Source organism: Neisseria sp. P0016.S008 (assembly GCF_051957775.1).
Lineage (GTDB): Bacteria > Pseudomonadota > Gammaproteobacteria > Burkholderiales > Neisseriaceae > Neisseria > Neisseria flavescens_B.
The window spans coordinates 1-239 of record NZ_JBQCWB010000043.1 but is presented as its reverse complement, the minus strand read 5'-3'; the positions used below and the strand labels follow the sequence as shown (position 1 = coordinate 239).

Genomic DNA, 239 nt, shown 5'->3' with positions numbered 1-239 from the left:
CACTATGTGATGATGATTCCGATGGTGCATGGTACATAAATGTTCCGTGCCGGATATTTTTGAAACAGCGTCACGACTAACGAAAATACTTGGTATATTTTGTTGTGTAATTTAGTTTTGCTGCTGCTTGGTTTGGCGATTGTGGCGAGATTGAGCAAAGGGGTTGAGCCGCAATGATTTATGTTGAACTCGTTTACTAACGCTATCTGACCCGCAAAGGTTGGCGGACAGTCTTTCTG

Annotated in this window: 1 pseudogene; it reads left to right on the top strand. The window is 43.1% G+C overall.

Annotated elements, in window-relative coordinates:
- A pseudogene (locus ACTHS8_RS10910) lies at positions 1-177 on the top strand (capsule polysaccharide export ABC transporter permease); the annotation flags it as partial.
- Positions 178-239 lie beyond the last annotated feature (62 nt).